This is a genomic window from Novispirillum itersonii (genome assembly GCF_014205675.1).
In the GTDB taxonomy this organism is placed as follows: domain Bacteria; phylum Pseudomonadota; class Alphaproteobacteria; order Rhodospirillales; family Rhodospirillaceae; genus Novispirillum; species Novispirillum itersonii_A.
Map to the genome: position 1 here is coordinate 290,247 of NZ_JACIIX010000002.1, position 25,870 is coordinate 316,116.

Consider the following 25,870-nt stretch of genomic DNA (forward strand, 5'->3'; position numbering starts at 1 on the left):
GCTTACTCCCCGATCAGGGTGAAGAAGTCGTCTTCGGTCAGGACGGTCACGCCCAGATCCGCCGCTGTTTTCAGCTTTGATCCGGCACCGGGGCCCGCCACCACGTAATCGGTCTTGGCGGAGATTGATCCGGCGACCTTGGCCCCCAGATCCTGCGCCCGGGCCTTGGCCTCTGACCGGCCCATCCGTTCCAGCGTGCCGGTGAACACCACGGTTTTTCCGGCAATCGGCGATCCGGCGGTATCCCGGCGGACAAACGCCTCGATGGTCAGGGCCTCTGACAGCGCATCCACAACCGCCCGGTTGTGGGGTTCCCGGAAGAAGGCCAGCAGTTCTCCGGCAACCGCCGGGCCGATGGTTTCGATGTTGATCAGGTCCTTGAAGGGGCCATCGGCCTTCGGGTCCTCGCTGCCTTCGGTAATCGCATCAAGGGCGGTGCGCAGGGCGGGCAGGGTTTCGTAGTGCTGGGCCAGCAGGCGGGCGGTGGCCTGCCCGACCTGCGGAATGCCAAGGGCAAACAGGAACCGTTCCAGCGGAATGGTGCGGCGGGCCTCGATGGCCTCAAACAGCTTTTTGGTGCTGGCCGCGCCCCAGCCTTCGCGGTTTTTCAGCTTGGTCAGGCTGGCGGCATCGCGGGCCTGAAGGGTGAAAATATCCTGCGGGCTGCGGATCAGGTTGTCGGTGTAAAAGCTTTCAATGCGCTGGCCGCCGAAGCCTTCGATATCAAAGGCATTGCGGGAGACAAAATGCTTCAGCCGCTCCACCGCCTGCGCCGGGCAGACCAGCCCGCCGGAGCAGCGCCACGCCACTTCCCCCTCTTCGCGCACCGCTGCCGACCCGCACTCCGGACAGGCGTGGGGGAACAGGAAGGGTTCCGACCCCTCCGGACGGTGATCCAGCACCACCGAAACCACCTGCGGAATCACATCTCCGGCCCGCTGGATGGTCACGAGATCGCCGACCCGCACGCCAAGGCGGCCGATCTCGTCTTCGTTATGCAGGGTGGCGCGACTGACCACCACGCCGCCGACCGTCACCGGTTCCAGCACCGCCACCGGGGTCAGCACCCCGGTGCGGCCGACCTGAATTTCGATCGACTGAAGGCGGGTCTGCGCCTGTTCTGCCGGGAATTTATGGGCAATCGCCCAGCGGGGATTGTTGGAGCGGAAGCCAAGACGCCGTTGCAGATCAACGCTGTTGACCTTGTAGACCATGCCGTCAATGTCATAGGGCAGGTCAGCCCGGCGGCCGTAGATCTCGGTATAAAAGGCCATCACCTCGGCCTCGTTCCGGCACAGGCGGCGTTCCGGGTTGACGGCGAAGCCCCACTCTGCCAGTTGCTCCAGCCATCCGGCATGGGTTTCCGGCTCGTAACCGTCCAGCTCCCCCCACGCGTAGCAGAACATCCGCAGCGGGCGGCTGGCGGTGATTTTGGGGTCCAGTTGTCGCAGGGATCCGGCGGCGGCATTGCGGGGGTTGGCGAAGGTCTTGCCGCCGGTCTGGGCAAACCGGGCATTCATGGCGGCGAACTCATCGCGGCGGATGTAGACTTCGCCGCGCACCTCCAGCACCGCCGGAGGGGCCAGCGTGCGCAGCCGCTGCGGCAGTTCGCTCAGAGTGCGCAGATTGTCGGTGATGTCTTCCCCTTCCTGACCGTCGCCCCGGGTGGCGGCGCGGACAAACACCCCATGTTCATAGCGGGCGGAGAAGCTGAGGCCGTCAATCTTCAGTTCGGCCAGAACCGGCAAAGGCGCATCGCTTTCCATCTTCAGGAAGCGCCGGGCCTGCCCGAGAAAGTCGGTCACGTCCTCTTCGGAGAAGGCATTGCCCAGTGACAGCATCGGCACGCTGTGGCGGACTTTACCGAACCCCGCCGCCGGGGCGGCCCCGACGCTCTGGCTGGGGCTGTCCGCCGTCACCAGCGCCGGATGGGTGGCTTCCAGCGCCAGCAGCGCCCGTTTCAGGGCGTCGTAGTCGGCATCGGACAGCTCCGGGGTATCCTGTTGATGATACAGGACATCATGGCGGCGGATCTCTGCGGCCAGACGGGCATGCTCTTCGGCAGCCTGCTCCGGGGTCAGCAGGGTCGGATCAAGGGGGGCGGGAGTCACGGGGGCCTCTTTCCCAAAACAGACAACACAGGGGCGTAACAGGACGGCGGTCAGCCCATCAGGCTGGCAGCAGCGGCGCGGGCGTGGTCGGTGATCGACTCGCCGGACAGCATCCGGGCCACTTCCTCCAGCCGGTCTTCGTCCGACAGCGGGCTGACCGTGGTGACGGTCTGGCCATCGGTGACGGACTTGGCCACCTTCCAGTGGCGGCGGGCCTTGGCCGCCACCTGCGGGGAATGGGTGACCACCAGCACCTGCACGTCATCGGCCAGCCGGGCCAGCCGCTCCCCGACTGCGGCGGCGGTGGCCCCGCCGATACCGGCGTCCACTTCGTCAAACACCAGTGTCGGTACCGACGACACCCGGGCCAGCACCACCTTCAGGGCCAGCATGAAGCGCGCCAGTTCGCCGCCGGAGGCAATCTTGCCGAGCGGGCCGGGGGCAGCGCCGGGATTGGTCGCCACCTCGAACGCCACGCGGTCAAGGCCATCGGGGCCCCACTGGTCTTCCGGCAGATCGGCGATGGTGGTGACAAACCGGGCGCGGTCGAGCTTCAGCGGTGGCAGTTCTGCCGCCACCAGTCCATCGAGGCGGGTTGCGGCGGTCTGGCGGACGCGGGACATGGTGCGGGCCGCCTCAATATAGGTCAAGCGGGCCGCCTGCTCTTCCTTGGCGAGGCGGGCGAGATCGCTGCCGCCATCTTCCAGTGCGGCCAGACGGCGGCGGACGGTATCCAGCAAGGAGGGCAGATCGCCGACCTCGCACCCGTGCTTGCGGGCAACCGCGCGCAGGGCGAACAGGCGCTCCTCCACCTCTTCCAGACGACGGGGGTCGAGGTCGATGTCGGCGACGGTGCGTTCCAGCAGCTCGTGCGCTTCAGCGGCCTCGATGGCGGCGCGTTCAAGGGCGTCGATAATGGACGACACTGCCGGACCGGCCATCCCGGCAATGCGTTCCAGATGGCGCTGGGCGCTGCGCAGGGATGTGGCGATGTCGGCCCCGCCGGGGGTCAGGGAAGACAGGGCACCGTTCAGCCCTTCGGCCAGCTTTTCGCCGTTCATCAGGGTCTGGCGGCGTTCTGCCAGGTCTGCCTCTTCCCCCCGCTGCGGCTTGAGGGCGGAAAGTTCCTTCTCGGCGTGACGCAGGCTGTCTTCCTCGTCCCGCGCGGCCTTCATGTCCCGTTCGGCCATGTCGCGGGCGGCACGGGTCGCCTGCCACAGTTTCCAGGCGGCACGGCAGCCGGTCCGGCCCAGGGCCTGTCCGGCATAGGCGTCCAACACGCTGCGGTGGGTGGCGGGGTCCAGCAGGCCATGGGTATCAAACTGCCCGTGCACCTCGACCAGCGTATCGCCGATGCGCCGCAGCAGGCCGACGCTGGCTGACTGGTCATTGACCGAAGCGCGGGAACGGCCGTCCTTGGTGACGATGCGCCGCACGATCAGCGTATCTTCGTCAGCAAGGCCCTGTTCTTTCAGGATGTCGCGGGCGGGGTGGGCCTTAGGCAGATCAAATTCAGCGGTGACCGACAGCTGATCGGTACCGGTGCGGACCAGACCGGCATCGGCGCGGTCCCCCAAGGCCAGACCGAGACTGTCGAGGAGAATCGACTTCCCGGCACCGGTTTCCCCGGTTAGCACGCCCAGACCGTCGGCAAAGCTCAGGTCCAGCCGTTCAATCAGCACGACATCACGAATGGAAAGGCGAACCAGCATACCGTTTGCCTCGATGATCCGTTCCGGTGGGGGCGGAGAGAGTCTGGGAAAAGGCGGTCAGAACCACTTGGTGGCCTTGGACAGCCAGCTCTTGTTGTTTTCGCCGTTTCCTTCGCCGTTGTTGTTCGATTCCGGGTCGGTGACGCCGCGTTCGACCAGATCGTAGGCGTCGTCATACCAGTCGCTGCCCGGGTAGTTGTACCCCAGAACGGCGGCGCTTTTCTTGGCCTCAGCCGTCAGGCCCAGCAGCGTATAGGCTTCGGTCAGGCGGTAGAGGGCCTCGGGGACATGACTGGTGTGGTCAAATTTATCGACCACGGTGCGGAAGCGGTTGACCGCAGCCAGATACTGCTGCGCTTTCAGATAAAAACGACCGACTTCCATTTCCTTCCCGGCCAGATGGTCCTGCGTCAGGTCCAGCTTCAGGCGGGCGTCACGGGCATATTCGGTATTGGGGAAGCGGGTGACGACCTCCTCAAGGGCCTGTTGGGCCAGCTTGGTCATCTTCTGGTCGCGGCCGACATCGCTGATCTGCTCATAGAAGCACAGCGATTTCAGGTAATAGGCGTAGGGCGTATCCGGGCTGCCGGGGTGCAGCTGAATGAAACGGTCCAGCGCGATGATGGCATCATCGTATTTGCCTTCCTGATAATAGGCATAGGAGGCCATCAACTGGGCTTTGGTGGCCCATTTGGAATAGGGATGCTGACGCTCGACTTCATCGAACGCCTTGGCGGCGTCAATGTTTTCCCCGGCATTCATCAGGTCGACGGCCTGATTATACAGGTCGGTCACCGGCTTTTCGACATACTCCGGTTCCTTGTCGGCCCCGGAACAGGCGGCAAGGGTCCCTGCCACGGCAAGGGCGGCGAGGGGCGGCAGCAGGCGGCGCAAACTGAACTTGGGCATCGTCGGATCCGGAGTCGCCATCACGGGAAAACAGGGCACGGGAAAACAGGGCACAGGAAAACAGGACACGGGAAAACAAGGTGTCGGACTATATCACGGGCAGGGCCGCAAAGGGCAAGTGTCCGCGGAACGTATCATGAAAAAATGCGGCAATCCCGGTCGGATTACCGCATTTTTTCAAAAAGATCAGGCTCTCTGCCGGGCTGGATCAGAGTGCGGCGACCCGGGCGAGGGACGGCAGGCCCGCCGCCGGGACTTCTTCCGGCAGCATATCGACCACGGTCCACGCCGACGGATCGGCCAGCAGGGTCTTCACCAGCGTGGTGTTCAGGGCATGGCTGGAGCGCTTGCCGGTGTAGTGACCGATGATCGGCTTGCCAGCCAGCGCCAGATCGCCGATGGCGTCCAGCACCTTGTGACGGACGAATTCGTTGGCGTACCGCAGGCCGCCTTCATTCAGGATTTCGCCGCCGTTGACGACGATGGCGTTTTCCAGAGACCCGCCGAGGGCCAGACCGGCGTCGCGCATCTTGGCGATATCGTCGATCAGGCAGAAGGTGCGGGCGCGGGCGATTTCGGCGACGAAGGCCGAGGAGGACACCGAGAAGGTCATCGCCTGCTGGCCGATAGCGGCGGCGGCGAAATCAATCTCGAAGTCAATCCGGGTGGTGGTCGAAGGCATCAGGGTGGCTTCCGCCGCGCCGTTGCTGACGGTCACCGGCTTCAGGACCTTCAGGGCCTTGCGGGTGGCGGACTGGGTGACCAGACCGGCGCATTCAATCAGGAACACAAACGGGGCGGCGGATCCGTCCATGATCGGCAGTTCCGGGGCGTTCACCTCGACCACCACGTTGTCGACGCCCATGGCGACCAGCGCCGACATCAGGTGTTCAACGGTGCCGATCGACTGCTGCGGGTTCAGGCCGATGACGGTGCACAGACGGGAGTCCAGAACGTGAGTCGCCAGCGCCGGGATCTCGGCATTGCCACCGGCGATATCGGTGCGGCGGAACACCACCCCGGTGTTCTCCGCTGCCGGATGCAGGGTCATCGACACCTTTTTGCCGGTGTGGAGGCCAATGCCGGTGCAGGAGATCGCGTTCTTCAGGGTGGTCTGAGACATAGGAACCGGAGTGCTGGAGGGGGTGGAATACGACAGGGCGCGGACGGCGGCGAGAGAGGTCACCTCAGCAGCGGGGGCAGCGGTCAGTCCGTCAAAAGCCATGATCATCATCCTTAAACCCTTGCAGGCGCCGGGAGTATCCCGGAAACCCTGAGACCGGATCCTGCGGGATCCGACTGTTGCGCCGCGGCGGAAGGCCCGCTTTGACAGGCTAAGGTTTAGGGGATCGGCCGTCCCGGATCAAATCAATCATTGTTTCGGATTGTTACGGTGGCAGCCGGGAATAACAGGAAAAGCAGAATCATACGGGCATCTATTCGCCTGCATGATGAGGAGCGCAGAGGAAGAGGCTGATTAAAAAGGAAAAAAGGGAGAGCCGGTCTGGAGGCAAACCTCCGGCTCTCCCAGAAATTACAAGGGCTTACTCTACGCAGGGCAGGCGTTGTGGGGCGAACCCCGCATCATGCCTGCACGGGGACGGATCCGGCCGGTAGACAGCACACACAGCTGGCCGGAGTGGTCCCCTGTCCCGGCCCGGGGAAGGCCCCGGGCCGGGCAGGACGGTCAGTTGGCCTGACGGCGCAGGAAGGCCGGGATTTCCAGCTCGTCTTCGTCCTTGCGGGACATCGGCTGACGTTCCGGCTGCGGCGGGGCCACCGGTTCGGCATGGTAGGCCTGCTGGCGGTGATCCACCGGGGCCGCCTGCTGCATGCCATCATCGGCATGATCCCGGCTGGCCAGACGGGTCAGGCGGGAGAACAGGTTTCCCGCGCCCTGACGGGCAGCCGGAGCCGCCGCCGGGGCCGGACGGTCAGCGACCATCGGCTGATGCTGCGGTGCGTGCTGCACGGCGGCCTGACTGTTGCCCATCTGCGGCCCGCCCAGCTGCGCCCCGAGGGTCGGGTGCGACGGCTGCGCCATGGTGCGGGGTTCCGACGCAAAGGCACGCGGGGCCGGCATACCCATCGGATTTTGGCCCATCGGATTCTGGCCCATCGGGTTCTGGCTCATCGGCTGGCCGCCGGAGACATCACGGGTGGCGGCCGGAGCCGGGATGAACGACTCGCCGGCCCGCACCATCTGCGGGGCCTGCTGCGGGGCAGGCTGCTGCCAGGCCGGGGCTTCCGGGGCCCGCTGGGACGGCGGGGCGTAGAGGGCATCCAGATCCGAGCCCATCGGAGCCTGCATCTGCGGAGCCTGCTGCGGCGCGGCGTAGGCGGCGGGGGCCTGTTTCATCGGCTGCTGCGGGGCCGGGGCGGCGGGCTGCTGCTGATAGACCGGCTGCTGATAGGACGGCTGCGGGGCAGCGGCCTGCGGCATGGCGGGCGGAGCGGTGATGCCAACGCCGCGCGGGGCCGGGATCGGGGCATGGCGCGGGGCCTGCGCCTGCTGCGGGGCAGCCTGCTGCGGGCGCGGCACCGGCATCTGCACCGCCTGGGTCTGGATGCCGGTGGCAACCACCGACACGCGCATCTTGCCTTCCATTTCCGGATCGAAGCAGGACCCGAAGATGATGTGGGCTTCGCCTTCCACTTCGTCGCGGATGCGGTTGGCCGCTTCGTCCACTTCGAACAGGGTGACGTCCATGCCGCCGGTGATATTGATCAGAACGCCCTTGGCGCCCTTCATGCAGGTGTCTTCCAGCAGCGGGTTGCTGATGGCGGCCTCGGCGGCATCCAGCGCCCGGCGGTCGCCGGTGGCGGTGCCGGTGCCCATCATGGCGCGGCCCATGTCAGACATCACGGTGCGGACGTCGGCGAAGTCGAGGTTGATCAGGCCGGGCATGATCATCAGGTCGGTGATCGACCGCACGCCCTGATGCAGCACATCGTCCGCCATCTTGAAGGCATCGGCGAAGGTGGTCTTCTCGTTGGCGACTCGGAACAGGTTCTGGTTCGGGATGATGATCAGGGTGTCGACGTACTGCGACAGTTCCTCGATGCCCGATTCGGCGAGGCGCATGCGGTGTGCGCCTTCAAACTGAAACGGCTTGGTCACCACACCGACGGTCAGGATGCCCATTTCGCGGGCGACACGGGCGATCACCGGCGCGGCGCCGGTCCCGGTGCCACCGCCCATACCGGCGGTGATGAACACCATGTTGGCGCCCTGAATTTCCTTGGCGATGGTCTCGTAGGTTTCTTCGGCGGCGGCGCGGCCGATTTCCGGGCGGGCACCGGCGCCCAGGCCCTGGGTGGTATCGGCGCCCAGCTGGATGCGGCGGTTGGTGCGGGCCATGGAAAGGGCCTGCGCGTCGGTGTTGGCGACAACAAAATCAACACCCTGAAGGTTGTCGTTGATCATGTTGTTCACGGCGTTGCCGCCGGCGCCGCCGACACCGATGACGGTGATGCAAGGCTTCAGGGTCGGTTCTGCTGCCTGCGGAACGGACAGGTTGATCATGGTGTGCCTCCGGTTTCATCACTGCCCCGGGCGGGACAGAGGGGGGGATGTCTCAGTGTCTAGGGGTTGCCCTTGGTCGATACAGCGGCGCGCTGGCAATTCTTGCTCTGGCCGTTCTTGCTTTTGATCCGGTCCTGTTCCGGCCCGGTTTACTCTGTGTGTGTGTGTTGTAGAGAGATATCAGAAATTGTCCTTTAGCCAACTGAACATTCGTCCTAATGCCCCGCTTTTTCTGCGCGTTTCCTCGTCAAGCAGCTCTTCCTGAACAACCTGCCCAGGTTGTGCCACCTGATCCTGAATGGCATAGCGCAGCAACCCTGCGCAGGTCGCGAAGGCGGGGCCGCCCGCGCTTTCCGGCAGGCCCTTCAGGCGACGGGGCCGCCCGAGCCGGACCTGTTTATCGAGAATTTTTTCCGCGATTTCCCGCAGGCCCTGCAACTGACTGGCACCGCCGGTCAGAACCAGACGGCGGCCGGCGGCATGCAGCATCCCGGCGGCGGACAGACGGTCCCGCGCCAGTTCGAAGGTTTCCTCGATCCGGGGGCGGATGATGCGGATCAGTTCCGACCGTGGCACTTCCTGCGCCTCGATCTCCTCATCCTCACCAACCTGCGGCACCTTGATGATTTCGCGGCTGTCAGTGGCGGTGGCCAGCACCGTGCCCCACATGGTCTTAAGCCGCTCGGCGTGAATGGTCGGGGACGACAGACCTTTGGCCAGATCGTTGGTCACGTGGTTGCCGCCGATGGGGATAACGTCGGCAAACATCGGGTGCCCTTCGACAAAGACCGAAACGGATGTGGTCCCGCCGCCCATGTCCAGTACTGTAACTCCCATTTCTTTTTCGTCGTCGACCGTGCAGGCCAGCGCCGATGCGTGGGGTGATGCCACCTTTTCCACCACACTCAGGTGGCAGCGGTCGATCACCGTCAGAAGATTGCGCAGCGGCCCGTGGGCCGCCGCCACCATGTGGATCCGGACGCCCAGATGTTCCCCATACATGCCGCGCGGATCGATGATCCCGTCGCCGCCGTCGATGGAATACCCGGTGGACAGACAATGGATCAGTTCACGATCACCGCCTTCCGAGGCCAGAATATGACGACCATGATCCACAATTCGGCTTATATCTGTGTCGCGGATCACATTTCCGCCCACTTGGATCTCGGCATTCACATTTCTGCTGTGCAAATTCCCGCCGGTGACGTTCAGGTAGACGCTGTCCACCCGCAGGTTGGCCATCTGCTCGGCGGCATCGACGGCAGACCGAATCGATTCCTCCAGCTGGGTCATGTCAGACACCATGCCGTTGCGCATCCCGCGCGACCGGTGATGGCCGACCCCCTGCACGCGCAGGGTGCCGTCTTCATCGGGCTGGGCGATGAAGCAGGCAACCTTGGTCGTGCCGACATCAAGGGCGGTAATCGGGCCGGTCTTTTGCCTCGGTCGTGCCACGGTTTGGCGTCCTCCCTCTGCGTCAGGCGTCTCGCCCGCCGCTCATCGGCAGCGGTGCGGTTTTGGCGGCCGGGGCTTTGACCCCCGGTCCATTCTGGGCCGGAAGTTTAAAGTTTCCCTTACCCTTCGGGCCGGTTTCGTCCTCCGGATCGCGGGTGTTCCGCACGATCAGGCGGTCGGGAACCCGCATATCAATCATCACCAGATCCCGTTCCAGCAGGGACTGGGTTTTCTCCAGCATGGCCAGACGGTTGAAAGCACTTTCCATACCCACTTCCGGCAGTTTCACCTGAAGGCCGCTGCCGGCGTAGCCGTCCAGCCACAGGTCCCAGCGGCGGGACCCGACGCGGATGGCCGCCTTCACCCGGGCGGCCAGCGCCGGTTCGGTGGAAAACATCAGCAGCAGATCACTGGCGGCTTCCGGGGCCCCCTTGCCGCTGACCAGCGGCAGGGCCAGATGCTCGGCGCTGATTTCGCCCAGCACCATGCCCTGCGCGTCAATCAGCAGGTTATCGTCCCCGTTCTGCCAGATGGCGATCGGGGTGCGTTCAATCAGGGTGACGAACACCTGATCGGGCAGGCGGCGCTCCACGGTCGCGGCTTTGACGGTCGGCAGGCTTTCCAGCCGTTCCCGCGCTTCCTCCGGGCTGAACCCCAGCAGGGGGGCACCCTGCGGCAGGTCCAGCGCATCCAGCACGTCGACCGCCGGTGTGCGTTTGCGCCCGGCCACCGCGACCTGACGCAAACGGACACCGGCCATCGCCGAGTAATCGGTGACGGACATCGAGACCGACTGCCGTGTTTCCGCATAATAGGCCTGCGGCAGCCCGCTCAGCCACAGGCTGACCCCGGCGGCGCCGAGGACGGCAGCCGTCCCCAGAACCCCGAGGGCAGCCCGGACCAGCCGGTTCTGCAGAAAGCCTAGATGTCGCATTGGGCGGTCTCCACCATCCATGTGCACAGATCCGGGAAGGAAATACCGGCCAGCGCCGCCTGTTCCGGCACCAGCGAGGTGGCGGTCATCCCCGGCTGGGTGTTGGTTTCCAGAATCACCAGACGGGTGCCGTCATAGCGGAAGTCCGACCGCGACACGCCCCGGCAGCCAAGGGCCTGATGGGCCTTCACCGCCAGTTCCTGCACGGTCCGGTACACCGCTTCCGGCAGATCGGCAGGCAGGGTATGGGCCGAGCCGCCGGAGGCGTACTTCGCTTCATAATCGTAAAAACCGCGGTGGGTATTGATCTCCGTCACACCCAGCGCATGGCGGTCCATGACGGCGACGGTCAGTTCCCGCCCGGGGATGTATTCCTCCACCATCACCTGCGGGCCATAGGGCCAGTGACGGGCGAACGGGCGGTCGTTGTCGCCTTCGCGCACGATGGTCACCCCGACTGAGGAGCCTTCGTTATGCGGCTTCACCACGTAAGGCAGGGGCACCGGATCTCCGGCGATAAGGGTCTCGCGGGTGACCAGACGGTCCTGCGCCACGGTCAGCCCGGCGGTGGCAAACACCCGCTTGGCGGTCGGCTTGTCCATGGCCAGAGCGCTGGCCAGCAGGCCGGAGTGGGTGTAAGGCACCTCAAGGATGTTCAGCATCCCCTGAACGCAGCCGTCTTCACCGTACCGGCCGTGCAGGGCGTTGAACACCACGTCGGGCTTGGTGTGTTCCAGATGGTGCAGCAGGCTGCCGACATCGCGGGAGACGTCGATGGCCTGCACCGCGTATCCGGCGGCTTCCAGTGCCCGCACGGCATTGGCCCCGGAGTTCAGGGACACTTCCCGTTCCGCCGAAAAGCCGCCCATCAGCACCGTCACCTTGCGGTGGCGGCGCGTCCGCACCGCTTCGGCCACCGTGGCGATGGCGGCGGTATTCTGCGGCTGGGCAACCGAGGTTACGGTGATTTCGACGGCCATCAGACGTCTCCGGCGGAAGGGGGAGTGGCAGCCCGCAGGCCGATACGGCGGATTTCCCAGCGCAGTTCGACCCCGCTGGTCTCGCGGACCCGGCGGCGGACATCCTCGCCAAGATCCTCAAGGTCTGCGGCGGTGGCATCGCCGGTGTTGATCAGGAAGTTACAGTGCTTTTCCGAAACCTGCGCCCCGCCCCGGAGCAGGCCCCGGCATCCGGCCCGGTCAATCAGTTCCCACGCCTTGGCCCCGACCGGATTGGCGAAGGTGGATCCCCCGGTGCGGCTGCGCACCGGCTGGCTGTCTTCGCGGCTGGTGCGGATTTCGTCCATGCGGGCGCTGATGGCGGCGGTATCGGCCTTTTCGCCGCGCAGCACCGCGCCGGTGAACAGCCAGTCATGGGGGATGGCGCAGTGGCGGTAGGTCAGGCCCATCTGCTCCGCTGTCAGGCTGTGCAGGCGGCCGCTGCGGTCAACCGCTGTGGCGCTGACCAGCACATCGCGGATTTCCCGGCCATAGGCACCGGCGTTCATCCGCAGGGCCCCGCCGAGGGTGCCGGGAATGCCGCACAGGAATTCAAGGCCACCCAGACCGGCATCCCGCGCCGCCTGCGCAATGTTCACATCCAGCGCCGCCCCGCCGACATGCAGCAGGTTATCGCGGACCTCAATCCCGGCGAAGGCGCGGCCCAGCCGGACCACCACACCCGGGACGCCGCCATCCCGCACCAGCAGATTGGATCCGACACCGATCACCGTCACCGGCACGTCGTCCGGGGTTCCGGCCAGAAAGGCGGCGAGGTCGTCGGCATCTTCGGGCTTGAACAGCACTTCTGCCGGGCCGCCGACGCGGAACCACGTCACCTTGGCCAGCTCATAGCCTTCGCTGTAGCGGCCCCGCACGGCGGGAAGCCGGGCGAGAAGGCCGCCGCCGGGCGGCGAGGAAAGGGCGGCTGCGGTCATGCCGGGACTCCTTCCGCCGCCAGTGCATCCAGCTCGGCGGGCAGGGCGTGGGCCCAGGCGGTGATATTGCCTGCCCCAAGACAGACCACCAGATCGCCCGGACCGGCGAGGCCGCGGACCACTCCGGCCAAAGCCGCCTGACCCTCCAGCGGGGTGACGGAGCGGTGGCCGTGGTCGCGCAGGCCTTTGACAAGCGCATCGCGGTTCCGGCCTTCAATCGGGCTTTCCCCGGCGGCGTAGACATCGGCGACCACCACATGGTCGGCATCGTTGAAGCAGGTGCAGAACTCTTCAAACAGGTCGTTCAGGCGGCTGTAGCGGTGCGGCTGCACCACCGCCACCACCTTGCCCTTGCTGGCATGGCGGGCGGCACGCAGCACGGCGGCGATTTCCACCGGGTGGTGGCCGTAATCGTCAATCACGGTGACGCCGTTGCTTTCCCCGGTCTTGGTGAAGCGGCGCTTGACCCCGCCGAACCCGGCGAGGGCTTTGGCAATCACCGCATCGGAGAAGCCCATGGTCACGCCGATGGAGATCGTCGCCAGCGCGTTCTGGACGTTGTGTTCACCGAACATCGGCAGGCGCAGGCCTTCGATGGTGCGGTCCGGTTCGCCGTTGGCGCCACGGATGCGGGCATCAAAGCGGGCACCGTCAACGCCGATATCGACGTTGACGCCGCGCACATCGGCCTGCGGGCTGAAGCCGTAGGTGACGATCCGGCGGTCGGAAACCCGGGCGATCAGGGTCTGCACTTCCGGATGGTCGATGCACAGGGTGGCAAAGCCGTAGAACGGGATATTGGTGACGAAGGTATGGAAGGCATCACGCAGCTTATCGAAGCTGCCGTAATGGTCCATATGCTCCGGGTCGATGTTGGTGACCACGCAGATGGTGGCGGGCAGCTTGGTGAAGGTGCCGTCGGATTCGTCGGCTTCCACCACCATCCAGTCGCCGTCGCCAAGGCGGGCGTTGGTGCCATAGGCGTTGATGATGCCGCCGTTGATAACGGTCGGGTCGGTCTCCGCCGCATCGAACAGGGCGGCGATCAGGCTGGTGGTGGTGGTTTTGCCATGGGTGCCGCCGATGGCGACCGCCCACTTCAGGCGCATCAGCTCGGCCAGCATTTCGGCCCGGCGCACCACCGGGATCAGGCGGGCGCGGGCGGCCTCCACTTCCGGGTTGGTCGGCTTGACGGCGGAGGAGATCACCAGCACCCGGGCCTCGCCGATGTTTTCGGCGGCATGGCCGACGAACACCGGGATGCCCTTGGCCCGCAGGCGCTGGGCGTTGGCGTTGTCGGTCAGGTCCGATCCCTGCACCGAGTAGCCGAGATTGTGCAGGATTTCCGCGATGCCGGACATGCCGATGCCGCCGATCCCGACAAAGTGCAGGGTGCCGATATCCAGCGGAATGCTGCCGATGGTCTTGCCGGTGCGGGCGTCTACAGAGCGGTTCATGGCGTCACGGTGTCCTTATGGCAGCAGGGTTTCAACGGCATCAGCCAGATGGTCAGCGGCATCGGGCATCGACCACGCCCGGGCGGCGGCGGCGGCCCCGGCCAGTGTTTCCGGGGAGCCGAGCAGCCCCTTCAGCTTTTCCGCCAGCATGGTCGGGGACAGGTCCGGCTGCGGCACCACCCACGCCCCGCCCGCATCCTCCACCGCCTCGGCATTGGCGGTCTGGTGGTCGTCGGCGGCGTGCATATAGGGCACCAGCAATGACGGGCGCCCGGCGGTGGTGGCTTCGGCAACCGTCGAGGCCCCGGAGCGGGCAATCAGCAGATGGCAGGCGGCCAGACGGTCCGGCACGTCATGGAAAAACGGCTGAACTTCGGCAGTCATCCCGTGGCTGGTATAGCCATGGATGGCCCGCTCGACATCCTCCGGGCGGGCCTGCTGGGCAATCTTCACCCGCTGGCGCAGCTCTCCCGGCAGCAGGGCGAGGGCTTCCGGCACCACCGAGGAGAAAATCTGTGCCCCCTGACTGCCGCCCAGCACCAGCAGCGAGATACTGTCGCCGTTGACCGGCGGCGCATAGGGCGCGGTTGACAGGGCGCGGATTGACTCCCGCACCGGCATGCCGACCCGGCGCACCGGGCGGTTGTCCGGCAGGTGATCAACCTCTTCGTAGGCGGTGGCGATCAGGCTGACCCGGCGGGCGAACAGGCGGTTGGCCCGGCCCAGAACGGCGTTCTGCTCATGGATCACCGTCGGGATCTTCAGGTTGACCGCCGCCGCCACGGCAGGGACGGAGGCATAGCCGCCAAAGCCGACCACCGCCGCCGGGCGCAGCGCCTTCAGCAGTTTGCGGGCCTGAAGAACCCCGGCGGCCAGCGACAGCGCCCCCCGGGCCTTATCGGCAAGGCCCCGCCCCAGCATCTGCGCCGAGCTGACCCGCCAGGTTTCCAGACTGCCCAGCGTGCCGGAATAGGCGGTGCCCCGGCTGTCGGTGATGAAGCCAACCCGGAACCCGCGCGACAGCAGAACCTGTGCCAGTGCTTCCGCCGGGAAGACGTGGCCACCGGTACCGCCGGCCGTCAGCAGGATAAGGGGCGAAGGTGCGGACATTACGACGGACTCCCGGGGACACCACCAACATGACGGCGCGTCAGGGCCAGCATCATGCCGACCCCCAGCGCCAGACCCAGCATCGACGACCCGCCGTAGGACACAAACGGCATGGTCATGCCCTTGGTCGGCATCATGTGCAGGCTGGAGGCCATATTGACCAGCGCCTGCATGCCGAACTGCACGGTCAGTCCGCCGACGCCGATCATGACGAACAGGTTGTTTTCCTGCATGGCCCGGCTCATGGCCCGGCTCATGGCGCGGATCACCACAAAGGCGAACAGGCCGACCACCAGCAGGCACAGGATCAGGCCGAACTCTTCCCCGGCGACGGCGAAGATGAAATCGGTATGGCTGTCAGGCAGCAGTTCCTTCACCCGGCCCTCACCGGGGCCACGGCCAAGGAAGCCGCCGTCGCGGAAGGCCTGCATTGCCTTTTCAATCTGGTAGGTGTCGCCGCTTTCCGGATTCAGGAAGCGGTCAACACGGCTTTGTACGTGCGGCAGCAACATGTAGGCGCCAACCGCCCCGACCAGCGACAGGGCAAACAGCACCACCACCAGAATCAGCGGCAGTCCGGCCAGAAAGAACTGGACCCCCCACATGGCGGAAATCACCATGGTCTGCCCGAAGTCCGGCTGAATGATCAGCAGCCCGGCCGTCATGGCGTACAGCACCATACAGACCCGGAATCCCGGGAAATTGGGGTTCATCCGCCCTTCGGAGAACATCCACGCCGAGACCACGGCAAAGGCCGGTTTGACGAATTCCGACGGCTGAATCGACAGGCCGCCGATATACACCCAGCGGGTTGCCCCTTTGATCGCCGGACCGGTCAGCGGGGCGATCATCAGCAGCAGCAGGGCGGTCGCAAAGGCGACCAGTGCAACCCGGCGCACCCCCTGCGGTGACAGCAGCGAGACGATGAAGATCACGAACAGCGCCGGGGGCAGGAACACGAACTGACGCCGCACAAAATGCAGCGGATCGGCATTGATGCGCCCCGCCGCCGCCGGACCGGCGGCCATCAGCAGGATGATGCCGATGACGATCAGCAGCAGGATGGCGGTCAGCAGCATGCGGTCGACGGTCCACCACCAGCGGCCGACGATTGAGGTGTCTGTCCGTCCGAAGGTGATGTTTTTCATACATCGCCCTCCGCGTCATCGCCGTCGCTGTCATCCTCACCGTCGTCGGCCAGATCGTGGACGATCCGGGCGAACTCCTCGCCGCGGTGCTCAAAGCTGCGGAACTGGTCCCACGAGGCACAGGCCGGGGACAGCAAAACGGTGTCGCCGTGGTCGGCGATTTCGTCAGCAGTCTCGACGGCGGCCTGAAGGGTCCTGCTGAGGGTGAAGGGCACCTTGCCGCGCAGGGTGTCGGCAAACGCCTCCATCGCCTCGCCGATCAGGAAGGCGTGCTTGATGCGGGGGAAGAGCGGTTCAAGGCTGGCAATCCCGCCTTCCTTGGCCTGTCCCCCGGCGATCCACAGAATGTTGTCGTAGCAGGCCAGCGCCCGGGCGGCGGCATCGGCGTTGGTGGCCTTGCTGTCGTTGATGAAGGCGACACCCTCAATGGTGTCGATCAGCTGTTGGCGGTGGGCCAGCCCGGGGAAGCTGCGCAGGGCGGCGACGATGGTCTCCACCGGCACATTGCGGGCCCGGGCGGCGGCATAGGCGCAGGCGGCGTTCTGCCAGTTGTGGCTGCCGGGCAGGGTTTTCATGTCCTTCAGGTCGCAGATCTCGCGCGCCCGGCCATCGGTGGCATCGGTCAGGCGGCCGTCGATCACATAGATGCCTTTCGGCACCGGGCGGCCGATCCGCACCGGAATCACCGTGCCGAGACCGGCCCGCACCAGTGTGTCATAGACCTGCGCGCTCTCCACGTCATCGACGCCGATGATGGCGGTGGACGGCTGGCGCTGGTTCTCAAAAATCCGGGTTTTGGCGGCGACATAACCGTCCAGCCCGCCGTGACGGCCCAGATGGTCGGCGCTGATGTTCAGCCAGACCGCGACGGAGGCCTGAAGTGACGGCACCAGTTCCAGCTGGTAGCTCGACAGTTCCAGCACATAGGTTCCGGTGAAGTCCAGCGCCGGAAGATCCAGCGCCGGAATGCCCAGATTGCCACCGACGGCGGTCCGGTGTCCGGCGGTGTCCAGAATGTGATGGATCAGGGTGGTGGTGGTGGATTTGCCGTTGGTGCCGGTGATGGCGACGGTGAACGGATCAATCCGGCTTTCGCACAGCAGATCCACATCGCACACCAGCGGAATACCCATCGAACGCGCCAGATCGGCGGCCGGATGCGGCACCGGATGGGTGTGGGGGATGCCGGGGCTCCACACCACCTTCCTGACCAGACGCCAGTTCTCCCGGGTCGGCTCGGCGACGGTATACCCGGCTTTGGCGGCCTGCTCGCGGGCCTCCGGCTTGTCATCCCACACCAGCACCTTTGCCCCGCCAGCCGTCAGCGCACGCGCCGCCGACAGCCCGGATTTGCCGAGGCCGATGATGGCGAGGGTGTTCTGGAAATGACGGAGGACGGGGATCATGGCGGTTTCTCCGGGGGATTAACGCAGTTTCAGGGTCGACAGGCCGACAATCGCCAGAATGGTGGCGATGATCCAGAAGCGGATGACAATAGTCGGTTCCGCCCAGCCCTTTTTCTCAAAGTGATGGTGCAGCGGGGCCATGCGGAACACCCGCTTGCCGGTCAGCTTGAAGCTGGCCACCTGCACGATCACCGACACGGTTTCCAGCACGAACAGGCCGCCGGTGATCGCCAGCACGATCTCGTGCCGGGTCGCCACCGCCACCGCCCCGAGGGCACCGCCAAGGGCGAGCGAGCCGGTGTCGCCCATAAACACCATGGCCGGCGGGGCGTTGAACCACAGGAAGCCAAGACAGGCCCCGATCAGCGCCGCCAGAAAAACCGCCAGTTCCCCGGTGCCCGGAACGTAATGGATACCGAGATAATTCGAATAGACGGCGGAGCCGACAAAATAGGCAATCAGGGCAAACACCCCGGCGGCGATCATCACCGGCACGGTGGCCAGACCATCCAGTCCGTCGGTCAGGTTGACGGCGTTCGACGCCCCGACCATCACGAACATGCCGAACGGGATGTAGAACAGGCCGAGATGCAGCATCACGGTCTTGAAGAACGGGATGGACAGGCCATCGGCAATGGCCGGATCGGACAGCCGGACAATCCACGCGGTGGCAATCGCCCCGACCCCAAACTGCACCAGCAGCTTGACCTTGCCCGGCACACCCTTGGTGTTGCGCTTGGTCACCTTCAGCAGATCGTCCGCCATGCCCAGCAGGCCGTAGGACAGGGTGACCAGCAGCACCGCCCAGACGAAGCCGTTGCCCAGATCCGCCCACAGCAGGGTGGAGACCAGACAGCCGATCAGGATCATCATCCCGCCCATGGTCGGGGTGCCCTTCTTGGTCAGCAGGTGGCTCTCCGGCCCCTCGGCGCGGATCGGCTGCCCTTCCTTCTGCTTGCGCTTCAGCCAGCGGATAACCCCCGGCCCGATCAGGAAGGCGACCAGCAGTGCGGTCAGGATGGCCCCCCCGGCCCGGAAGGTCAGGTACCGGAACAGATTCAGCACGCTGAGGTCGCCGGAAAGCTGCGACAGGTAGTAGAGCATCGGGGGGAGGGGCCTTTCTTAATCTGATTAACGAACTTTTTACTGTAAGTGTGTGATTTACATCGTGACGATGGTTTACAGAGTCTTAGGGTAAACCCCGGTATCCCCCGCTCCGGTCGCCTTGGGGAAGGCGTTTGGGGGGATCCGGGATACGCCCTAACCGGTCTGGTGTGTGTGTGTGGATCCGGAACCGGTCAGAGTTTTGAGTGTGGTCACAATCGTAGCCATACGCATGCCAAGCGACCCTTTGACCATCACCACGTCGCCGTCGGAAAGGTGCGAACCGATCCATGCGGCGAGTGCGGAGCTGTCGGCGGCGTGCTCAGCACGGACCGCTGACGGCAACGCATTGTGCAGGTTGGTCATCAGGGGGCCAGCGGTATAGACCCGCTCGATCCCGGATGCCACAACTTCCTGCGCCAGACCGGCATGCAGGGCCGGGCCATCCGGCCCCAGTTCCCGCATATCGCCGAGAATGGCGATCCGGCGGCCTCCCGGGCCTGCGGTCTGTGCCCCAAGGGTGCGCAGGGCGGCGGTGACGGATGCCGGGTTGGCGTTATAGCTTTCATCAATCAGGGTAAAGACCCCGCCGGACGGCAGGGGATGGCTGCTGCGTGCGCCCCGGCCCTTCGGCGGCCCGACCTCGCGCATGGCCTGTGCCGCCTGCGTCAGATCCAGCCTGAGAGCCTCAATCAGGGCCATCACCGCCAGCGAGTTGCTGGCCCAGTGCTGACCGGCGGCACCGACCGTATACGGCACCGCGCGCCCGTCGATTCGGGCTGAGACGGTGGTGTGGTCGGCGGCGATGGTCACCGACTCCATCCGCACATCGGCCTCCGGATCGGCCCCGAAGGTGCGCACCGGCAGGCCAAGGGTCTGCGCCCGCTCTTTCAGACGGCTGAAATACTCATTATCGCGCGGCAGGATGGCAATACCGCCGGGCTGAACACCTTCCAGCATCTCGGCCTTGGCATCGGCGATTTCGGCGATGGAGTTGAAAAACTCCAGATGCGCCCCGGCAACCCAGGTGATGATGCCGTGATGGGGGCGGGCGATGGCGGTCAGGGCCCGCAGTTCCCCGGCGTGGTTCATCCCCATCTCGATGATGGCGTAACGGGCATCCTGCGGCATCCGGGCCAGCGTCAGCGGTACACCCCAGTGATTGTTGAAGCTGCCGACAGCGGCATGGGTCGGGGCAAAGGTGCCCAGCACATGGGCCAGCGCTTCCTTGGTGGAGGTTTTGCCGACGCTGCCGGTCACGCCGATCACGGTGCCGGTAAAACGGTCGCGTCCGGCCCGGCCAAGGGCGGTCAGGGCGTCCAGCGTATCGGCGCAGACAATCAGGCGGGCCGGGTCAACCCCGTCCGGGATCCGGTGGACCAACGCCCCGACCGCCCCGGCGGCAAGGGCGGCGGCGACATGGTCGTGGCCATCATGGCTGGGCCCGGCAAGGGCGATGAACAGATCCCCGACGGCAACCGTGCGGCTGTCAATCGACAGACCGTGGACGGCGATGTCGGACGGGCAGGTCCCGGAGACCGCGTCGGCAATGGTGCGGGTTGTCCACAGGCTCATTCCGGACCCTCCATCTGGTTCAGGGCATCGCGGGCGACCAGACGGTCGTCGAAGGGCAGGGTGACGGTGCCGACGATCTGGCCGTCTTCATGGCCTTTTCCGGCAATCACCAGCACATCCCCCTCCTGCAACATGTCTACGGCGGCAAAGATGGCGGCGCGGCGGTCCCCGATCTCAATGGCATCCGGGCATCCGGGGCGGGCGGCGGCGCGGATCGTCGCCGGATCCTCGCTGCGCGGGTTGTCATCGGTCAGGATCTGCACATCGGCGTAGCGGGCGGCGGCTTCGCCCATCAGCGGGCGCTTGCCGGGGTCGCGGTCACCGCCGCAGCCGAAGACGACGATCACCCGGCCGCTGGCATGCGGGCGCACGGCGGTCAGCACGTTGATCAGGCTGTCCGGGGTGTGGGAATAGTCAACATAGACCGAGGCCCCGTTACGGCGCTGCCCGGCCTTTTCGAGGCGTCCGGGCACGCCGGTCAGGTGGTTCAGGGCGTCCACCGCCGCCGCAGGGGCACCGCCGGTGGCCAGCACCAGCCCCAGCGCGGTCAGGGCGTTCATCGCCTGAAATTCACCGACCAGCGGCAGATCGACGGTGTGGGTGACCCCCATCACTTCCAGCGACAGGGTCTGTCCGCCGGTATGGATCGACCGGTCTGTCAGGCGCAGGGTGGTGCCGTTGCGTCCGAAGCTCCATACCCGGCGTCCGGCCTCTTCGGTCAGGCGCTTCAGGGTCGGAAATTCCGGAATATCCGCATTCAGGACGGCAATGCCCCCGGCTTTCAGCACCCGGGTGAACAGTCCGGCCTTGGCAGCGAAATAGGCCTCCACCGTTTTGTGGTAGTCTAGATGGTCGCGGGTCAGGTTGGTGAAGGCGGCGGCCTCCACCGGCACCGCATCCAGCCGGAACTGGTCCAGCCCGTGGCTGGACGCTTCCATACAGGTATAGGCGCAGCCCTGTCCGGCGGCTTCCGCCAGATAGCGATGCAGGGTGACGGGGTCGGGCGTGGTCAGGCCTTCATAGGTCTCGAAATCCGGGCCGGTCAGGCCAAGGGTGCCGATGCTGGCGGCCCGCTGGCCCAGCTGCCCCCAGATCTGCCGGAAGAAAACGGCGGTGGAGGTTTTGCCGTTGGTGCCGGTGACGGCGGCAATATGGGCGGGCATGGCGCTGTGGAAGGCGGCGGCCATCCATGCCAGCGCCAGACGCGGTTCCGCCGAACGGATCACCGGAACCGGCGCTTCTCCGTCCCAGTCGGCTTTGACCAGCAGGGCAGAGGCCCCGGCGGCAAGCGCGGCGGGGATATAGCTGTGACCATCCATCTTCACCCCGGGCAGGGCGGCAAACAGGGTGCCGGGGCGCACGGCCCGGGAGTCGGCGGTCAGGGCTGAAATGGCGGTCCCGGCATCCCCTGTCAGGATACCGGGAAAGGCCGGGGCGGTGATCAGATCAGCGAGGCGCATTGGTCTCTCCCGTTGGCCGGGGCGGAGCAGGCGGGCGGGGCTTGTTGTAAGAGGCCGGAACCACCGAGGCCACCGCCGCCGCAACGCGGGACGTCAGGCTGACCGACTGCGCACCGGCCCCGCCCTTGGGCAGGTCATCAACGCTGGTCGGCTGTACGCCGAGGATCGGCCCGATCTCGGCGATCAGCGCCCCGGCGGTCGGGGCGGCGTTCCAGCCGGAGGTGGCAAAGCCATAGGTGGACTTCAGCGGCTTCGGCTCATCCAGCGAGACGATCACCAGATACTTCGGGTCGCTGATCGGGAAGGCCCCGGCGAAGGTGGTCAGCAGGCGCTTGGTGTCATAGCCCCCGGCGGCGGCCTTATCGGCGGTGCCGGTCTTGCCGCCGACCTCATAGCCGGGCACATCGGCCTTGCGGGCGGTGCCGTCAGTCACCACCATCCGCATCAGCTTGCGGACCGTGGCCGAGGTTTCCTCGCGGATCACCCGCTTGCCATCCTGCACATTGCCGAGCAGCAGGGTCGGCTGGCGCAGCACGCCGCCGTTGACCATGGCGGACAGCCCCTTGGCCAGATGCACCGGGGTGACGGCAATGCCGTGACCGTAGGAAATCGTCATGGTGGCGATTTCCTTCCAGTTCTGCACCGGCGGCACCAGCGGGAAGCCGTTTTCCGGCACCTCGATCTTGGCGCTTTCCAGCAGCCCGATCTCGCCGAGGAACTTGCGCTGGGCGGTCGGCCCCATCTGCACCGCCATCCGCGCCGAGCCGATGTTGGACGATTTGATCAGGATTTCGCCGACGTTCAGGTTATAGCGCGCCGGGTGGTCGTCGTTGATGGTGAAGCGGGCAATCTTCAGCGGGCTGGTGGTGTCATAGACATCGGTGGCCCGGATCTGGCCGGATTCCAGCGCCATCGCGGTGTTGAACACCTTGAAGGTCGAGCCCATTTCGTACACGCCGAGCGTGGCGCGGTTGAAGCGGGTGTTGGGGTCGGAGTTGCCGAAGGATTCCGGGTCAAAGTCCGGCAGGGAGACCATCGAGATGATTTCCCCGGTCCGCACGTCCAGCACCAGCCCCATGGCCCCGATCGCCTGAAACGTCTCGACGGCCTTCATCAGGGTGCTGCGGACGGCAAACTGCACGCGGGCATCAATCGACAGCCGCAGCGGGTCGGGATTCTGCTTCAGGCGCTGGTCAAAACTCAGTTCCAGACCGCCGATCCCGTTGTTTTCCGGGTCGGTGGCACCCAGCACATGGCTGAGCAGGGGCCCTTGCAGATAGGCCCGCCGTTCGGAGTTCTCAAAGAACACCCCGGGCACGCCCTCGGCGTTGACGGCGGCCTGTTCCTTCGGGGTCAGGTTGCGGTCAAGATAAACGAACCGCTTGCCGGAACTGAGTTTGGTCAGAACGTCATGGCGGTTCAGGTGCGGCAGGGCGGAAACCAGTTTGTCCGCCCCTTCGGCGGGGTCAATCACCTTGGTGCTGTCAACATACAGGTTGACCGTCGGCAGGTTGGTGGCCAGCACCACGCCGTTGCGGTCAACGATATCGGCCCGCCGGGGCTTGACCTCGGTGGTGGCGGCGATCCGTTCGGCAATCGGGCGGTCTTCCGCCTTCAGGACCATCACATCAATCAGGCGGATGGCAACGGCGGCATAGGCCAGCACAAAAAGCCCGCCGGTGACAATCAGGCGGGCGCGGCCGGTTTCCAGCGATTTGTGGGCAGCCCCGGCCTGAACGGCCTTCTGGGATGCCTTGCTGTGGCTTGCCGTGGCCCCGGGCGTCCGCAGGGAGCGGATCTCCTCGCCGGGGTAGAAAAACGTATTCGGCTTACGGCGCAGGAAGGAGAACATCACTGATCCCCTTCCAGACTCGCCAGCTCCGCCTGCGGGTCAGCGGATGCGGACCGCGGACGGGGTTTCCCGGGGGCCGGGGTCTGGGGAGCACGGGCGACCATGGTCCCGGTTTTGCCGCGCATCGGCAGGTCGGCCAGCGCGACAATGGTGTCGGCATCCAGCGGTTCCATCGACAGCAGACGGCGGCTCTGCTCCGACAGCCGGACCGGCGTGTTCAGATAGGCCCATTCCGCCTCAAGGACGCGGATCGCCTCCCGGTCCTGCCGGGTGGCGCGGTTGACCTTGGCCAGCGTGTCTTCCAGCGTCTGGACCTGCATTTTCATCAGAAACATGGCGGTGCTGACCAGCAGCACCAGAATGCCCCATAGAATGGTCGTTCCACGGATCATGACGGCTCTCCCCGCCGGTGTCCGGCGTGTGCGGCAGCATGGATCAGGGAGTCAGTGCCCCGGGCCGGGGCCTCGGTGCGTTCCGCCACCCGCAGGCGGGATGACCGGGCGCGGGGGTTGCGCCGGCATTCCTCATCCCCCGGCCGGATCGCCTTTTTGGCGACCAGCCGGAAGGTGGCGGGGGGCAGGATTTTTTCTCCCGGCAGGGGCCGGGATTTCATTTCGGCGGTGCGATCGGCGAGGAAGGTTTTCACCTCCCGGTCTTCCAGTGAATGGAAAGACACCACCGCCAATCGTCCGCCGGGGCGCAACAACGCTTCTGCTCCGGTTAAGCCGCGTTGAAGTTCCCCGATCTCGTCGTTCACAAAAATCCGCAGGCCCTGAAAGGTCCGGGTGGCCGGATCAATTCCGTCATGGCTCTTCTTCGGCACCACCCGCCGCACGATCTCGGCCAGACGGCTGGTGGTCTCAATCGGGCCATTGACCCGGCGGTCTTCAGCAATGGCACGGGCAATGCGGCGGGACAGCCGTTCTTCCCCGTACTGGTAAATAATGTCGGCGAGGTCGCTTTCCTCGGTCTCGTTCACCACATCGGCGGCGCTGCGCCCGGCCTGTTCCATCCGCATGTCCAGCGGACCGGCTTTCATGAACGAGAAACCACGGGCGGCAGTGTCGATCTGCATCGACGACACGCCGACATCCAGCGTCACGCCATCCACCGGGCCCAGCCCGGCGGCGTCAATCAGGGCCTGCATGTCGCCGAAGCGGCCGGGCAGGAAGAACAGGCGGCCCGGAAACAGGGCGGACAGGGCTTCGGCACGCGGGCGGGCGTCGGGGTCGCGGTCGATGGCGATCACGCGGGTGTCGGCGGCAGCCTCCAGAATGGCACGGGTATAGCCACCGGCGCCGAAGGTGCCATCGACATAGGTCCCGCCGGGGGCGACGGCAAGGGCGTCAAGCACTTCGGTCAGAAGGACGGGAATGTGCGGGGCGTCGGTCATCAGGCACCCCCTTCCAGCTTCAGGGTCGGGCGCTGGGCGGAGGCCCGGCGCATGCTGTCGGCAAGGGCGGCGCGCTGGGCTTCGGGTTCCCAGATCTGAAAGGTGCGGCCACGGCCGACAAAGGCGGCACTGTCGGAGATGCCGGAGTGGGCGATGAAATCTTCGGGCAGCATGATCCGGCCTTCGGTATCGAAGGACAGCTGACGGGCGGCGGCGAAAATCAGTTGGGTCATGTCATCCTGCTCGACTGAGAACATATCGAGCCGGTCCAGACTCTCTGCCATTTTCTCCAGCCGTTCCATATCCATCCCCTCAAGGCAGGGATGGGTGAACGACGGGAAGCAGACGATCCCGGCAAACGACTGTGATGCAAGGGCCGCACGCCATTGGGCAGGGACGGAGACCCGTCCCTTGCGGTCAACCTTGTTCACGATGGTCGAAACGAAAAGCGCCATCGCTTTACCGTCTGCCTCTCGTCCTGAAAATGACGGATATGGACCCGCCGACTGCCCACTGCGGGGGGACAGATGCCCATCCGGTTTTTCGGCGCCCCGTGCTTCGCTGAAAAATCGGGTTTTGCTGGGTCTCTGTGGGTTCCCCTTGGTACACCATGGTATGTCATGGGATGGGATGGGAGTCAACGACGCCAGCCGGAGCGCTGATGGGAAAGCTGAGCAAATCCCGGCTCTTGGGGCGATTGCTTAAGGTTGTGGGAAGCCTGTGGGTTTCTCTGGCAAGTCATTGGTGCGGTGCCGAAAAGTATACTTATCCACAGGAGGGGA

General features: G+C 65.6%; 20 protein-coding genes. All 20 read right to left on the reverse strand.

From position 1 onward, the window contains the following. Positions 1-2: 2 nt before the first annotated feature. Positions 3-2,111 carry an NAD-dependent DNA ligase LigA gene (gene ligA, locus FHS48_RS04530; RefSeq protein WP_184261829.1) on the reverse strand — a complete coding sequence of 703 codons (2,109 nt, stop codon included), beginning with the start codon at positions 2,109-2,111 and terminating at the stop codon, positions 3-5. Positions 2,112-2,161: 50 nt separating this feature from the next. Then, positions 2,162-3,823, reverse strand: coding sequence for a DNA repair protein RecN (gene recN / locus FHS48_RS04535; RefSeq protein ID WP_184261831.1), 1,662 nt, complete (start codon positions 3,821-3,823; stop codon positions 2,162-2,164). A gap of 57 nt (positions 3,824-3,880) precedes the next feature. After that, entirely contained in the window at positions 3,881-4,732 is an 852-nt protein-coding gene (locus FHS48_RS04540) for an outer membrane protein assembly factor BamD (RefSeq protein WP_184261833.1), read from the reverse strand. Positions 4,733-4,940: 208 nt separating this feature from the next. Beyond that, entirely contained in the window at positions 4,941-5,957 is a 1,017-nt protein-coding gene (lpxC, locus tag FHS48_RS04545; protein ID WP_184261835.1) for a UDP-3-O-acyl-N-acetylglucosamine deacetylase, read from the reverse strand. A gap of 462 nt (positions 5,958-6,419) precedes the next feature. Further along, entirely contained in the window at positions 6,420-8,258 is a 1,839-nt protein-coding gene (gene ftsZ, locus FHS48_RS04550; RefSeq protein ID WP_184261837.1) for a cell division protein FtsZ, read from the reverse strand. Positions 8,259-8,438: 180 nt separating this feature from the next. Further along, positions 8,439-9,713, reverse strand: a complete 1,275-nt coding sequence (gene ftsA, locus FHS48_RS04555; protein WP_184261839.1) for a cell division protein FtsA — start codon at positions 9,711-9,713, stop codon at positions 8,439-8,441. 22 nt (positions 9,714-9,735) lie between these two features. Next, on the reverse strand, positions 9,736-10,647 hold the full coding sequence (locus FHS48_RS04560) for a cell division protein FtsQ/DivIB (protein WP_184261841.1): 912 nt from the start codon (positions 10,645-10,647) through the stop codon (positions 9,736-9,738). Continuing rightward, positions 10,635-11,516, reverse strand: coding sequence for a D-alanine--D-alanine ligase (locus tag FHS48_RS04565; protein WP_416046502.1), 882 nt, complete (start codon positions 11,514-11,516; stop codon positions 10,635-10,637). The genes FHS48_RS04560 and FHS48_RS04565 overlap by 13 nt, the downstream gene beginning before the upstream one ends. Before the next feature lie 110 nt (positions 11,517-11,626). After that, positions 11,627-12,583: a UDP-N-acetylmuramate dehydrogenase gene (gene murB, locus FHS48_RS04570; protein WP_184261845.1), complete on the reverse strand. Its 957-nt coding sequence runs from the start codon at positions 12,581-12,583 to the stop codon at positions 11,627-11,629. Next, the gene (gene murC, locus FHS48_RS04575; protein WP_184262043.1) at positions 12,580-14,004 is read right to left on the reverse strand and encodes a UDP-N-acetylmuramate--L-alanine ligase; all 1,425 of its coding nucleotides are present in this window, start codon (positions 14,002-14,004) and stop codon (positions 12,580-12,582) included. Before murC ends, murB begins: the two co-directional genes overlap by 4 nt. A gap of 51 nt (positions 14,005-14,055) precedes the next feature. Continuing rightward, complete coding sequence (gene murG, locus FHS48_RS04580; protein ID WP_184261847.1) at positions 14,056-15,150, reverse strand: undecaprenyldiphospho-muramoylpentapeptide beta-N-acetylglucosaminyltransferase; 1,095 nt, start codon at positions 15,148-15,150, stop codon at positions 14,056-14,058. Then, positions 15,150-16,298 carry an FtsW/RodA/SpoVE family cell cycle protein gene (locus tag FHS48_RS04585; protein WP_184261849.1) on the reverse strand — a complete coding sequence of 383 codons (1,149 nt, stop codon included), beginning with the start codon at positions 16,296-16,298 and terminating at the stop codon, positions 15,150-15,152. Before FHS48_RS04585 ends, murG begins: the two co-directional genes overlap by 1 nt. Then, positions 16,295-17,704 (reverse strand): UDP-N-acetylmuramoyl-L-alanine--D-glutamate ligase, encoded by a 1,410-nt coding sequence (gene murD, locus FHS48_RS04590; protein WP_184261851.1) that lies wholly within the window; start codon positions 17,702-17,704, stop codon positions 16,295-16,297. The genes FHS48_RS04585 and murD overlap by 4 nt, the downstream gene beginning before the upstream one ends. A gap of 18 nt (positions 17,705-17,722) precedes the next feature. Then, positions 17,723-18,808, reverse strand: a complete 1,086-nt coding sequence (gene mraY, locus FHS48_RS04595) for a phospho-N-acetylmuramoyl-pentapeptide-transferase (protein WP_184261853.1) — start codon at positions 18,806-18,808, stop codon at positions 17,723-17,725. Between the two features lie 156 nt (positions 18,809-18,964). Continuing rightward, entirely contained in the window at positions 18,965-20,383 is a 1,419-nt protein-coding gene (locus FHS48_RS04600; RefSeq protein ID WP_184261855.1) for a UDP-N-acetylmuramoyl-tripeptide--D-alanyl-D-alanine ligase, read from the reverse strand. Beyond that, positions 20,380-21,843, reverse strand: coding sequence for a UDP-N-acetylmuramoyl-L-alanyl-D-glutamate--2,6-diaminopimelate ligase (locus FHS48_RS04605; protein ID WP_184261857.1), 1,464 nt, complete (start codon positions 21,841-21,843; stop codon positions 20,380-20,382). Before FHS48_RS04605 ends, FHS48_RS04600 begins: the two co-directional genes overlap by 4 nt. After that, the gene (locus tag FHS48_RS04610) at positions 21,830-23,695 is read right to left on the reverse strand and encodes a peptidoglycan D,D-transpeptidase FtsI family protein (protein WP_184261859.1); all 1,866 of its coding nucleotides are present in this window, start codon (positions 23,693-23,695) and stop codon (positions 21,830-21,832) included. The genes FHS48_RS04605 and FHS48_RS04610 overlap by 14 nt, the downstream gene beginning before the upstream one ends. Continuing rightward, on the reverse strand, positions 23,695-24,087 hold the full coding sequence (ftsL, locus tag FHS48_RS04615; RefSeq protein ID WP_184261861.1) for a cell division protein FtsL: 393 nt from the start codon (positions 24,085-24,087) through the stop codon (positions 23,695-23,697). Before ftsL ends, FHS48_RS04610 begins: the two co-directional genes overlap by 1 nt. Continuing rightward, positions 24,084-25,088: a 16S rRNA (cytosine(1402)-N(4))-methyltransferase RsmH gene (gene rsmH, locus FHS48_RS04620; RefSeq protein ID WP_184261863.1), complete on the reverse strand. Its 1,005-nt coding sequence runs from the start codon at positions 25,086-25,088 to the stop codon at positions 24,084-24,086. Before rsmH ends, ftsL begins: the two co-directional genes overlap by 4 nt. Continuing rightward, positions 25,088-25,543, reverse strand: a complete 456-nt coding sequence (mraZ, locus tag FHS48_RS04625; protein WP_184261865.1) for a division/cell wall cluster transcriptional repressor MraZ — start codon at positions 25,541-25,543, stop codon at positions 25,088-25,090. The genes rsmH and mraZ overlap by 1 nt, the downstream gene beginning before the upstream one ends. Between the last annotated feature and the right edge of the window lie 327 nt (positions 25,544-25,870).